This is a genomic window from Leeuwenhoekiella nanhaiensis, from assembly GCF_002744755.1.
Lineage (GTDB): Bacteria > Bacteroidota > Bacteroidia > Flavobacteriales > Flavobacteriaceae > Leeuwenhoekiella > Leeuwenhoekiella nanhaiensis.
Window position 1 is genome coordinate 1 of record NZ_KZ319288.1, and the last position, 14,744, is coordinate 14,744.

Consider the following 14,744-nt stretch of genomic DNA (forward strand, 5'->3'; position numbering starts at 1 on the left):
CGGTCACAGGTTCGAATCCTGTCGCGATCACGTTTTAAAACAAAACCCTTGAGATTTAATCTGAAGGGTTTTTTGTTTTCACATATAAATATCTTCCTTCGACTCTACTCAGTTTAAATTTTTAAGCATAACTCACTAATCCGAACATTCCCGGAATGAAATAAAATTTAGCGAGTTATTCAATTAATGCTATATTTAAAATCTGAGGCACCATTTAGTATTATTTCGACAATAGTTATCGTGAAAAATTTCATTATTCTCTTATTTTACGGTTGTTTTCTTGTGCCCGTTATGGCACAGAGCGATCTTGAATTCACCCAACTTTCGGCGGGAAATGTACCTACACAAAGCATTACCTACCGGGTAGAACAAGATAGTTTGGGCATTATCTGGGTAGCTACCGAAGAGGGTATTTTACGACACGACTCCAATAATTCAAAAATCTATAATACGTATAATGGTCTGCCAGAGTCGCTAAGCAACAGAAGTCAGAGCCTTTTTATAGACCGTTCGGGTAATTTGTGGGCAGGGACTGATAAAGGTATTTGCTATTATAATAAGGACTTAGACCGGTTTGATGCGGTGGACCTTGAAGACGCTATCAATCCCGCGGTGGTTAAAGCCTTTGCCCAGACTGCAGAAGGTACAGTTTGGGTAGGCGCTTTTAACGGGGTCTGGGAAGTCAACCCAAAAACCCAAAAACTTAAACAACATTTTGAGACCATAGGAGTACAGAGTCTCGTTGCGGTGGATAACACGCTTTTCATCGGTACAACATCAGGTCTGTTTAAAGCTACCGAGGGAGGTAAAGTCACTACGGCATTCTCCGGTCTGAAAAATACCAGCATAACGTATACAGGTCTCCTGGATGGAAGACTTTACATTGGCAATCGTGCCGGTGAACTTTATTCTGCGACAAGCGATCTAAATCGTCTTGAACTGACGGCTTTCAGCTGTCCCGGAAGGGTCAATATTACTGATGTTATCAAAGATTCTGATGGCAATTTTTATATAGCTACAGATGGGCTGGGAGTATTTTATACAAGTCCCAATTTTGAGATTTTGGCACAGTATAAAGATGATGATAACAATCCCAACTCCTTAAGCAGTAATGGGGTATATGATTTACTTCTGGGTGATCAGAATATTTTATGGATTGCCACCTACGGCGGTGGGGTGAATTATTACGATAGCAGTGCGCGCTCTTTCGATAAAATACGTCACCGCATCAACGATGCTAATAGTATCATTTCCAACTTTACCCGGGCTATCGCTCAGGATCAAAAGGGAAACTTATGGTTTGGAACCAAAAAAGGCCTGAGTATTTATAATGAGCAAAACCAAACCTGGAAACACATCAAAAAGCTTGGCAGTCAAACCAATCTTAATGCAGATATCGTTTTGGCTCTAGAACCCGACGGAAATTTTATGTGGGTGGGCACCTATAATGATGGTGCATATAAAGTAAATATTAATAGCTTACAAAGCACATCGTATAATCCCACAATCAAGCCTGAAGTGGGAGTTGATAAGGTATACGCAATTTTAAAGACTAGAGATGGTTCCGTATGGTTTGGTGGAGTAGATGGTACACTTACCCAAATTAAAAATGACCGGGTTGCTAAAACATTACCTATACGCCAGATTAAAAATCTTGTTCAGGATCAGGAGGGTATGATTTTAGCTTCAGGGCGCAATGGTATATACCGTATTAATCCAGACACCTATGAGTTTACCTTAGTAGAAGCCATCAAACCAGATAAAAATACATTAGCCTACTCTACAGTAAATGCTGTACAACCTTTTCAAGACCGGTATTATATAGCTACTAACGGAGCGGGTGTTCTCATTTACAACAGGGATACCGAAGAGGTAAAACGTTTAGATATCGGTAGCGGATTACCTTCTGATATCGTGCAGGGTATTTTATTGGAAGACGAGCAAAACATCTGGGCAGGTACAGCAAATGGTCTGGCACATATAAAAATGAGCGAGACCGATACGCTGATCAATGTTTATGATACCAACGACGGCCTGGCAGGTACAGAGTTTAATTATGGAAGCTTTGCCCGTTTTTCAGATGGAAGGTTTGCTTTTGGAGGAACCAGGGGAGTCAGTATTTTTGATCCTACGCGCATCGAGGCTAAAGATGCAGCACCAAAGATCGTTTTTACTGATTTTAAACTTTTCAATAAAAGCGTAACGCCGGGTGAAAAACCCCTGTTCAAACATATCAATGAGACGCATAAACTTATTCTGCCCCACACCGAAAACAGCATCGCCTTTGATTTTGCTGGCATTTTACACAATGCTTCCAAAGTGAAGTACAGCTGGCGTCTTAAAGGTTTTGATGAAGAATGGACAGAGCCAGTCTCCATCACAACTGCGACCTACACCAACCTTAACCCCGGGGATTATACGTTTGAGATAAAAGCAGCAAATAAGTTTGGTGAGTATGGCCCGGTACGTAAACTTGAGATTATAATTCTTTCACCCTGGTGGGCAACAACCGAGGCTTACATACTGTATGCCTTATTAGTCATAGGTTTGATCATACTTACCATACACATCACCCGTATTCTTGTTAATAAGCGCAATGCCGAAGAGCAAATTGCCTTCTTCAATAATATTACGCACGAAATAAAAACTCCACTTACCGTATTGCTTTCTTCTTTAGATTCGGTGTCTGCCGAAAGCGATAGTGATAAAAAATCAAATAAACGGGTAAAAGCCACAGTTAAGCGCATCAACTCCCTGTTTGAACAAATGCTTAATTTTCACAAAGTCACTTCTCAGAATAGTGTCACAGAAAACATTGAAAAAATAAATCTGGTAAAATACTTTAATCGTTTGCAAAAGGATCTTGCTCCTTTACTTGAAGAACGAGATCTGCATATTGAGATTGAAAATAAATGGGGAAATGCGCCCTATTATCAGGACATAGAGGTTTTTAATAAAATTGTACTCAACCTGATCTCAAACGCGATTAAGTATTCTTTTGAAGGCGAAATTATTCAGGTAAAGCTTTCTCAGTTATATAATAATACACTTAAAGTGATAGTTGCCGATGAAGGAATGGGTATACCTCAGGATCAGCAAAAATTTATATTAAAGCGATATTATCGCGCACGTAATGTCATCAACAGTCAGCGTCCGGGTACCGGTTTGGGGTTGATTATGGTCAAAAAGCTAATTGATAAGCTGGATGGTAACATTAGTTTCGAAAGCCAAGAGAATAGAGGTACTACGTTCACCTTGATTTTAAAATCAAGAGAAGAATTGTTTGAAAAGCAGGAGCGCCTTCGCAGGGCTTTTGAAGAAAAGGAACCCAAGTACACTCTTGAACCCGAACTGATCAGTCAGTTTGCAGACAGTAAGATTCTGGTGGTGGAAGATAATGACCAGTTACGCGATCTCATTGTAGAAAATCTTTCGCATTATTTTGATGTGCACGAGGCTATAAACGGCCAGGCCGGTTTTGATCTGGCGCAGGAGCTCTTCCCGGATTTGATCCTCACAGATTTAATAATGCCTGAAATGGATGGCCTTGAGTTTGCTAAAGCCGTAAAAGACGACATCAACCTCAATCACATCCCCGTATTTATGATGACGGTGCTGCAAAACTCCACACAGAAACTTGAAAGTATTGAGAGTGGGGTTGCAGAGTATATTGAGAAGCCTTTAGATATGCAATTGCTTAAGGCCAAAATCATCAATGCACTCAAGTGGCAGAAAAAACTACGTGAGAAATACGTTCACGAAAGCGATAGTGAGTCGGCAGCTTTATTTAAGAATAAAAGCGATCAGGAATTTGTAAACAGCCTGGAAGCAACGGTGCTTGAAAATCTTGAAAACAATAACTTTTCGGTAAATGAACTTGCCCAGAATTTTGGAATGAGCCGTACGTCTTTATATATGAAGCTCAAAAACCTGGTTGACCTTTCTCCTCAGGATTTTATCATCCATACGCGACTCAAGCACGCCAAAACCTTACTCATTCGGGGAGATATCAGCATCAAGGAAGTTGCTTACAGCTCTGGTTTCTCAAACCCCAAATACTTCAGTACTTCCTTTAAAAAATTCTACGGAATGTCTCCCTCTAAATTTGTAAGCAGTCTTCAGGGGGATGCGTCGTAATCTATTTTTCAGCTGAGAAAACGGAGCGTTAACACTACTTTTTGGGTTTGTTTCGGGGTTCAATTTCCGTCAAAACGGACTTTTTACTGCTGTTTTAACCCTGCCTATGCCTTATAAATACTGGTTTTGACGATAAGTATACCTTTTATGATGCTGAGCAAAACACGAAAACGTTATATCTGTGTAGTTTAGCATAAATGTTAATTCCATTATGAAACACTTCAACAAACTCACACTGCTTTTTATGTTGTTGCCGCTGAGCATCTGGGCGCAACAGACCATAACAGGAAAAGTTACCGATAGGTCGGGACTTCCGCTTCCCGGAGCTTCGGTTTTGGTAGAAGGTACTACAAACGGTTCTGTTACTGACTTTGACGGACTTTATACGATTAACGTAAAGACAGAGGGAGCAACTCTGGTTTTTAGCTATGTGGGTTTTGAAACTCAATATATTGATCTGGAAGACCAGACCGAAGTCAATGTGGCCCTTGATGAAGCCAGCGAGGTGCTTGATCAGATTGTACTTATAGGTTATGGTGCTGTAGAGCGGGAAGACCTGACCGGTTCGGTAGCAACAGTAGACCCTAAAGAAGACGCCGTTGCCCAAAACCAAAGTGTAGAACAATTACTACAGGGTAGAGCACCCGGGGTTGTCGTTTCGGCAAATGGTTTTGAGCCTGGATCTCCATCGAGTATTCGTATACGAGGTTTGAACTCCCTTACCAGTAATACCGAACCACTCTACGTTATTGACGGGGTTATTGTTGACTCGGCCACTGAGGATACGAACGACCCGCTTTCAGGAGGAAACAGCTATTTAGCCCCGCAGGGAGGTATTTCGGGAATTAACCCAAGAGATATTGAAAGCATTGAAATTCTTAAAGATGCTTCAGCAACCGCCATTTATGGATCACGTGGTGCAAATGGGGTTATAATTATCACTACGAAAAGCGGTAAAAAAGGAAAAACTAAATTCAATTATACAACTACAACCCGGCTGGGGAGCATTACCAATAATATTGATGTTCTTAAAACGGATGACTATATCAATTATATTAACGAGTCACGCGCCAACCGCGAATTCGAACCTACCTTTTATCAATATCCTAACGGAAGTATTGCCCTATATACACAAAGTGAAGAGTTTATGATTCAAAACTCAGATACTATTACCCGCTTAGAACCTGTAGACTGGAGTAAGGACACGTATCGCACCGCCGTTACCACTACGCATCGTATGGCGGTTTCCGGGGGGTCTGATTTATCTGACTATTACATTTCAGGAGGTTTTATAAACAGCCAGGGTCTTATACCCAATACCTATGCGAAAAGTGTAGACTTTAACTCCAAATTCAACTTTGACCTTACCGATAAACTTAAAATGAACCTTAAACTGGCTGCAGAGCATGCAAACAACTCAGCTTCTAAGGGTACTGAAAACCTGGGGTCTACCAATAATAGTTTGGTACGTCAAATCATTAGTGGTGCGCCCTTGCTTGACTTCAATGAAGATGATGCCGCGACCACTGAACTTGAAGAAACCGTAGACGGTCCGCGAGCCTGGATTACAGATTATGATGACCTTTCTAAAGAAACCCGTTTGCTGGCTTCTATGTCTTTACAATACGAGATTTCAGATGTATTTGATTATAAAGTTCAATTTGGTGGGGACTATCGTACAAAAGAACGTAAGGTCTGGTATGGAACCGGTTTGCGAAGGGGAGAGCAGTCTAACGGAGAAGCAGGTATTGCTACATTAAATCGTTTCCGCTATAACCTCGATAATACCCTGATGTTTAAAAAGCGATTCAATAAGAACCACCGTATCAACGGTACCGTTGGGGTAGTTCTAGATCAGCGTGATATACAACAACAATCCAATCAGGCTGCAAATTTTGCCAATAAGGATTTACGGGCAGACGGTATTTCCTTCGGAAGCGTACAACAACCGGTATTCTTCAACAAAGAAGGAGAGTCAATTGTTTCCTTCCTGGGCCGTTTAAACTACACCCTGATGAATAAATACCTGTTTACAGGTACGTTTAGGGCAGACGGAAGTAGTAAATTTGCTCCCGGTAATCGCTGGGGTTACTTTCCGGCTTTTGGCTTTGCCTGGAAAATGCAGAATGAAAAATTTCTGCGTAAATCAGAAACCATCTCAAATCTTAAACTGCGTCTGGGTTGGGGGCTTACCGGTAATCAGGGTATTCCCAATTATCAAACTATCGTACCTTTTAATAATACCGAAGTACCTTATTCTGATGCGCAGGGTGGTGCCCTCGTGGGTATAACGCCTACCAGTCTTGCCAATCCTGATTTGACATGGGAAACAACTAGTCAATACAATGCTGGTTTAGACTTTGGTTTTAAGGAAGACCGCTTTCAGGGAACCATAGATGTATATTACAAGCGTATTTATGATTTGCTACTGCGTGTACAGCTTCCGGGATCTGCAGCATTCCCAACCTACTATGCCAATCAGGGCGAACTCTTCAACAAAGGGATTGAGTTTGGCTTTTCGGGAGATATTATTGATGGAAAGGATTTTCAGTGGAATGTGTATGGAAACATCGCTTTTAACCGAAACCGGGTAGGTGAACTGGGTATTCAGCCTTCTACGTTTGGAAACCAAACCTACAGTGCCTTTCTGGGGAATCAGGTGTCTGGTGGAAACTTCTTCAAAGTCCCTGCAAACATTTTTATTGAAGGTGAAGCGCCCGGATTATTTTACGGTTTTGAAACCAATGGCATTATTAGTAGTGTGACTGAGCTGGCGCAGGCACCCCAATTTAGAGGAAACGACCCGCAACTGGGTGATGTGTTTTTAGTAGATAAGGATGGAGACGGAAATATTACAGATCGCGATTTGACCATCATTGGTGACCCTAACCCTGATTTTAATTATGGCTTTGGATCGGGCTTTACCTACAAAGACTTATCTCTTAATTTCTTTTTCAACGGGGTTTACGGTAATGAGATCGCAAACGGAAACCTGCTGCGTGAAGCCTATGCAGATAACAGCAATAACAATGTACGTCGTGAAGCTTATTTTGACGCCTGGCGCGAGACCAATGCCGACGGGGCTTATCCTAGAGTGGGTTATGACTTGGCAGCAGATACCGGTTTTACAGATCGTATTGTAGAAGATGGAAGCTTCCTAAGACTGAGTTACATTACTCTGGGCTATCAGGTACCGGTGAAGGAAACCTCCATTTTTGACAGCGCTTACCTGTCTGTTTCCGGGCAAAACCTCCTGTTGTTTACCAAATACAGTGGTTTCGATCCGGAAGTTAACAGCTACTCTTTTGACCCCGGTCGTGTGGGAATCGATTATAACTCCTTCCCCAACCAGCGCTCTTATTCGGTATCTCTAAACCTAACTTTTTAGAGCTATGAAAACGACAAGACAACATCATTATAAAATATCAGCAATGAAAAATTTACTAGTATACAGTTTAATGCTTGGCCTGTTTGTTTTAACCGGCTGTGAGCAAACGCTAGATGAAGAACTGCAAACCGGCTACAGCGAGGAGCAGGTATTTTCCAGTGAAGAAGGACTGGAATCAGCTTTAAATGGACTTTATGTGAGCTACTCTGGCGGAGCCTATCACGGATCTGCCTACCACGGCCTGCTTGCCCCAATTTCAGGAAAATTCTATTCCAATCAGGGAGCCAGTGAAGATGCCACATCCCTTAATTGTACGCCTATTAATACTTGGTTGACCCGTTTATGGCCTTCGATGTACGAGACCATTAATATTGCAAATCTAATTATCAGCAATATTGAAGGAGCTCCTGAAGATGCATTTACTAACGGAGATTCAGTCTTAGGTCAGGCTTACTTTATACGTGCTGCGGTTTATTTTGATATGGTTCGCTTGTTTGGAGGCGTTCCTATTCGTACCGAAAGTGTCAATAAGGAAACCCTATACCTTCCACGTAATACCAAACAGGAAGTTTACGATTTAATTATTGCAGATTTTAATAGAGCTAAAGAGTTACTGGGAGAACCCGGAGAGGTTACTCCTGGAAGACCGGCAAAATATGCAGCTAATATGTTTTTGGCTAAAGTTTATATGACTCTGGCCGGAGAAGATAGAGGCAACCCATCCCTTTGGCAGAACGCATACGATGAGGCTATAGTGGTGCTCGATAAATACAGTCTTACACCCACTTTTGCAGAGCTCTTTGATCCCGGAAACGAGAATACATCAGAGTCTATATTTGAAATTCAGTACGGGCAGAATGGCGCAATTCGAAATTCTGATGTGGTGCGTTTTTACACACCTCAACAGAGTTTATTTGCACCACCGGAGCAAACTACATTTGGACGTGTAAAACCCAATAAAGAAGTATTTGACAGTCACATCAATCAGTATCCCGGCGACCCGCGTATCGATGCGACGTTTATTTACAATTCGTATGACCGCCTGCGCGGTGGCAGAATTCAGCCTCAGGATCTTTACCCGGTACAATTACGCGGTAATTTTGGCTATGCCTTTCTTAGAAAGTATCTCGACCCCACCTATAACGGTACCACCACAAGCCGAAATATGCTAAAGCTGCGTTATGCTGACCTGTTACTGATGCTGGCTGAGATTGAAAACGAACTTAACGGTCCCGCTAATGCCTATCAATACGTAAATCAAGTGCTGGCCCGTGCCCGCAATACGGCAGATGGGACTGCAGATCAGCCGGCTGACTTTGCCGGGCTTTCTCAGGACGAGTTTAGAACGCGTATTCTTAAAGAGCGTCAATACGAATTGCTGGGGGAAGGTCACGAGTGGTATGATACCCGAAGAAGAGGCTACGAGTATTTTCTGGAAGAAGTGGTTGAAGAACATAACACCCATCCCACATTTGATGATCGAACAGATTATGTCTATCCGGTAAGTGTAAAAAATATGCTTTTACCCATTCCTTCTGATGAATTGGCAGCAAACCGCGAATTGAGTCCGGCAGATCAAAATCCCGGTTACTAAAAACACCCGAATAAAAATTAACGATGAAATTGAAATTTAAAAAGCACTACCTCAGTTTGCTTGTAGTTTTTTCTACGGCAGCTATACACGCGCAGAAGCTTGATAAAACCTATAGGAATGCCGGTTTACCGGTAGAAGAGCGTGTGGCAAATCTTATGTCACAGATGACGCTTGAAGAAAAAGTGTACCAGATGTGTCAATATGTAGGTTTGGAACATATGAAAGCTGCCGAGTCTAAAATTTCTCCCGAAGAACTGGAGAAAAATGACGCGCTGGGTTTTTATCCCGGGATGCGCAGCGATGATGTAGCACGCCTTACCGAAGCAGGAAAAATAGGATCATTTTTACATGTCGTAACCCCTGAAGAAGCCAATAAGCTTCAAAAACTGGCACAAAAATCCCGATTAGCGATTCCCCTTTTAATCGGGATTGATGCCATACACGGTAATGGTTTGGTAAACGGCTCTACCATTTACCCATCACCCATAACGCAGGCAGCGACTTTTGACGATGCGCTTATTAAAGAAGGCAGTAAACAAACTGCTGCAGAGATGCGTGCAAATGGTATGCACTGGTCTTTCACTCCTAATATTGACGTGCTGCGCGATCCCAGGTGGGGCCGCACCGGCGAGACCTATGGCGAAGATCCCTATCTCGTAGGTAATATGGGTATTGCCACCATCACCGGTTTACAGGGTGATGATTTTACAGGTGCAGAAAACGTGATTGCCTGTGCCAAACACCTCATTGCCGGTAGCTCGTCTATCAATGGGCTAAACGCTTCACCTACAGATGTATCCAAACGCACCCTGTTTGAAATCTTCTTGCCTCCCTACCGCAGAGCGGTTCAGGAAGCTAATGTGTACTCTATAATGGCAGCACATAATGAAGTAGCTGGAATGCCGGGTCATATGGATAAATTTATGATGACCGATTTGATGCGCGATCGCTGGGGCTTTGATGGCTTTTATGTAAGCGACTGGAATGATGTTTCGCGTATCGCTATCTGGCATCACGTAGCCCGCGATTTCAAAGAAGCTATCCTGTTTTCGGTAGAGGCGGGTATGGATATGAATATGCACGGCCCCCTTTTTGACCAGTACGTTATCGAATTGGTCAACGAAGGCAAACTCCCTGTAGACCGCGTTAATGAAGCCTGCGAAAAGATTCTGACTGCCAAGTTTAAACTCGGTCTTTTTGAAAATCCGTTTGTTGATGAGCAAAAAGCTAAAGCTGTAAACTTTTCGGAAGCTCATCAGCGTAACGCTTTAGAGCAGTCGCGTAAAGCAATTACCTTGCTTAAAAACGAAAAAAATACACTTCCGCTTTCAAAATCAGGTAACGGAAAGAAAATTTTTATCACAGGTCCCAATGCAGACAACCAGACCACTCTGGGTGACTGGGTTTCTCCGCAGCCGGAAGAAAATGTGGTGACCATGTTTGAAGGTATCAAACACCTAGGTGAGCAGAACGCTTATGAGGTGGAGTTCTTTGACTCAGGTGACCGTTCTAAAGAAATCACACCAGCTAATATCAAGAATGCTGCTGCAAAAGCACAGGATGCAGATTATATCGTGCTGGTTTTGGGCGAAAACTCCTTCCGTCACGATTGGTCGCGCAAAACTACCGGCGAGAATATTGACCGCGCAACGTTAAAACTCTCAGGGAATCAACTGCAACTGGCAGAAGCCATGCTTGAACTCAATAAACCTGTGATTGTTATTTATGTAAGCGGAAGCCCTATCGCAGAGCCTCAACTGGAAGAGCAGGCAGCTGCCGTTATCAATACGTGGGAAGCCGGTGCATTTGCCGGGCAGGCCACTGCCGAAGCTTTATTTGGCGATCTCAACCCCGGCGGAAAATTACCTCTTACCATTCCGCGTAGTGTAGGTCAGCTGCAAATGGTGTATAACCATAAGCCTACGGCTTACATTCATAAATACAACACCGAGAAAAAAGTGCCTTTACACCCCTTTGGTTTTGGCTTAAGCTACACCAGTTTTAAACTGGGAGCACCACAACTCTCTAAAGCAACTTTTGACAGCGCAACAGATGCCGTTACCGTTTCTGTTGAGGTAACCAATACCGGTAAACTTGCCGGGGAAGAAGTGGTACAGGTGTACGTGCGCGATGAGGTCAGTTCCTTTACGCGTCCGATAAAAGAATTAAAAGGATACAAGCGCGTTTCGCTGGAAGCCGGTGAAACTAAGACCGTTGAGATTCCGCTTGATGCAGATGCTTTTGCCTTTTACGATAGAGACTACAATTATGTAATAGAACCCGGTACATTCAGCATCATGACCGGTAATTCTTCCGCAGATAAAGATCTTCAGAAAACGAGTCTGGAGGCCACCCAATATTTAATGTTAGAAAAAAATCCATTATGATACATCACTTGTTTAAAAAACTTCCCCGGCTTGCCGCTGTCGCGCTGAGTGCGACCCTGTTGAGCTGTGCGTTAAAGGCTAAAGAAAAGAAAGCAGAAGAGACAGCTGCGGTAGCCGAACGCCCCAATATTATCTACATCATGGCCGATGACCTCACCACTCAGGCCATTAGCGCCTACGGCGGTATTTATAAAGACATCGCGCCTACGCCTAATATTGATCGTATTGCCGAAGCGGGAATGCTGTTTCAGGATGTGTTATGTACCAATGCGATTTGCGGTCCCAGCCGGGCAGCAATACTTACTGGAAAATACAGTAATGAGAACGGCTATTATAAAAACGAGAGCGGCGGAAAATTTGATGATTCACAATGGACCTTTCCGCAGGAATTTCAGAATAATGGCTATGCTACCAGCTTGTTCGGAAAATGGCACTTGGGAACCGAACCTCAGGGATTTGATGTGTTTAAATACCACAATTCCGCAGGGCAGCAGGGACATTACTGGGATCCGATTTTTAACGAAAATGGGGAAGACGTTAAGGAAGAAGGTTATGCCACTAATCTTACTACAGATTTTGCACTAAACTGGTTAGAAAGAGATCGCAAGAGCGACAAGCCTTTTATGATGGTGTTGCAATACAAGGCGCCACACCGCCCCTGGGAACCCGATCATAAATACGAAACCCTTTGGGATGATGTTGAAATGCCTTATCCGGCAACCTTTAATGATGATTATGAAGGTCGCGAACTTACGGCAGGGGATACCGAAATGACCATGCAGCACCTAAGCCGTCGCGATATGAAATTGCCTACACCCGACGGTTTAAAAGGCAAAGACAAAATTGCCTGGGATTTTTACGGGGCTAAAAACGATGAAATCGTTCAGCCCGAGGGAATGAGCGCCGAAGAAGGTAAAAAATGGAGATATCAGCGTTACATCAAAGATTATCTGGCTTGTGTAAAATCGGTAGATGATAATATTGGAAGGGTTTTAGATTATTTAGACCAAAATGGATTGACAGACAACACGGTTATCGTGCTTACATCAGATCAGGGCTTTTACCTGGGAGATCACGGTTTCTTTGACAAGCGTTTTATCTATGAAGAATCGCTGCGTATGCCGTTTATGGTGAAATATCCCAAAATGGTAAAACCAGGCAGCGTCAACACCGATATTGTGACCAACATTGACTTTGCGCCCACACTATTGGAACTTGCGGGTATTCAAACCGATGCTGAAATGCAGGGAGAAAGTTTTGTGCCTTTATTGAAGGGAGAAACTCCTGCAGACTGGGAGCAGGCGATGTATTATCACTATTACGAATGGCCCTACTGGCATCATGTGCAGCCGCATTACGGCATTCGCACCCAGAAGTATACGCTGGCACATTTTTATTACAATATTGATGTGTGGGAATTGTATGATCTGGAAAAAGATCCAAATCAGCTGAATAATCTGATTGACGATCCTCAATATGCCGGAGTGGTTGCAGATTTGAAAGAGCAGCTTAACAGACTTCAAAAGAAATACGGGGATGATCGTTCACTTGCCGAATTCCGCGAAATTACCGATGCCGATTTTGGTTCGATTGTTGACCGTGATGATGAGGAAACTTCGGTACAGGACGTTTTAACTAAAGACTAAAGAATTAGCTATGAAATTCATTAAAAATACAAGCCTTATTGTTCTGTCGCTCTTTGCTTTATGGTGTTGTAAGGCACAACAAAGAAATTCTTCAGAACCTAAGCAAAATAATATTTTATTTATCGCTATTGATGATTTGAAGCCCCTGCTAAATCATTATGGAGCTGATTATATGATAACGCCAAACTTTGACCGTCTGGCGAAAATGGGTGTGAGTTTTACCAATGCGCACGTGCAATACGCAGTGTGCGGACCTTCACGGGCCAGTGTGATGACCGGTACGTTTCCTGACCGTACTAAAGTTTGGGATTTACATACCGATTTTCGCAAAAGCGCACCCGATTTGATTTCCATGCCCGAATACCTGATTCAGCAGGGATATGAGACAACCGCGATAGGTAAGATATATCATAAGGGTTCTTCGGCAGAAGGCCATGATGGCAAAAGCTGGAGTATTCCGCACAGTCAGCCTGATAATTACGATCCCAAATATGGTGATGCGGCTTTTGAGTATTATCAGAATCCGGAAACCAAAGCTAAAATGAATGCTTTGATTGCAGAGGCAGAAGCCAAAGGAAAAAAACGCGGGCAACTTCGTAATTATGTGTTCAAACAATTAAAACCCAGCACCGAAAGTGCCGATGTTTCAGACGAAGCTTATCAGGACGGATTATATACACAGGAAGCACTTAAAAAGCTGGATATTTTAACAGCCGGAAACAAACCCTGGATGCTCGCCGTTGGCTGGCAAAAGCCGCATTTACCCTTTGTAGCTCCTCAAAAATACTGGGATTTATACGACAGAGCTGAAGTCCCGTTAGCAGAATTCCAGGAGTTGGGTAAAGGAACGCCCAAGTTCGCTTACCATTCCTTCGGCGAGTTGCGTGCTTTTTCAGACATAGATGATGATTTAAATATTGGAGATAAAATAGACGAAGCCAAGCAACGCGAACTCGTACACGGGTATATGGCCTGTGTATCGTATATAGATGCCCAACTGGGTAAATTGCTTGATGCACTGGAGTCTAAAGGTGTTCTTGATAACACGGTAATCGTGCTTTGGGGAGATCATGGTTATCATTTAGGAGACCATACCGAGTGGAATAAGCACTCTAATTTTGAGCAGGCTACGCGCATCCCCTTTATGTTTGCAGGTCCCGGCGTGGCTAAAGATAAAATGGTGGACAACCCGGTAAATCTGGTTGATCTGTTTCCAACGGTTTTTGAATTGGCTCACGTGAAGCAGTCCGCACAAACCGAAGGTAAATCTCTGGTTCCGCTTTTAGATTCAGATCCTTCAACAACAATTGATCAGGATTACGCCTTTCATCAGTATGCCCGTGGTAAGCGTATGGGCTATTCGGTACGTACAGACCGTTACCGCCTTACCGAATGGTTTGACGACGACTACCGCAGCACACAGCCTTACGATGGGAGCAAGCTTATAGCAACCGAATTATACGATTACGATAAAGATCCGCTGGAGACGGTTAACTGGGCTAAAGACAAAAGCTATAACGCAATCAAAGAGCAACTTCATGAGAAATTGAAGGCGCATTTGATGGCTGTTCACGAAACTAAAAAATAAATTT

Annotated in this window: 6 protein-coding genes; all 6 read left to right on the plus strand. The window is 43.0% G+C overall.

The window, feature by feature from the left end; translation table 11 throughout:
- Positions 1-240: 240 nt before the first annotated feature.
- Positions 241-4,137 (plus strand): hybrid sensor histidine kinase/response regulator transcription factor, encoded by a 3,897-nt coding sequence (locus tag CJ305_RS03695; RefSeq protein ID WP_189319376.1) that lies wholly within the window; start codon positions 241-243, stop codon positions 4,135-4,137.
- A gap of 211 nt (positions 4,138-4,348) precedes the next feature.
- A complete protein-coding gene (locus tag CJ305_RS03700) occupies positions 4,349-7,525 on the plus strand; it encodes a SusC/RagA family TonB-linked outer membrane protein (RefSeq protein WP_099644908.1) in 3,177 nt (1,058 codons plus the stop codon).
- A 43-nt stretch (positions 7,526-7,568) separates the two neighbouring features.
- The gene (locus tag CJ305_RS03705; RefSeq protein WP_189319377.1) at positions 7,569-9,119 is read left to right on the plus strand and encodes a RagB/SusD family nutrient uptake outer membrane protein; all 1,551 of its coding nucleotides are present in this window, start codon (positions 7,569-7,571) and stop codon (positions 9,117-9,119) included.
- Positions 9,120-9,142: 23 nt separating this feature from the next.
- A complete protein-coding gene (locus tag CJ305_RS03710) occupies positions 9,143-11,506 on the plus strand; it encodes a glycoside hydrolase family 3 N-terminal domain-containing protein (protein ID WP_099644910.1) in 2,364 nt (787 codons plus the stop codon).
- Positions 11,503-13,152 carry a sulfatase family protein gene (locus CJ305_RS03715; RefSeq protein ID WP_099644911.1) on the plus strand — a complete coding sequence of 550 codons (1,650 nt, stop codon included), beginning with the start codon at positions 11,503-11,505 and terminating at the stop codon, positions 13,150-13,152. Before CJ305_RS03710 ends, CJ305_RS03715 begins: the two co-directional genes overlap by 4 nt.
- Before the next feature lie 10 nt (positions 13,153-13,162).
- Complete coding sequence (locus CJ305_RS03720; protein ID WP_099644912.1) at positions 13,163-14,740, plus strand: sulfatase; 1,578 nt, start codon at positions 13,163-13,165, stop codon at positions 14,738-14,740.
- Positions 14,741-14,744 lie beyond the last annotated feature (4 nt).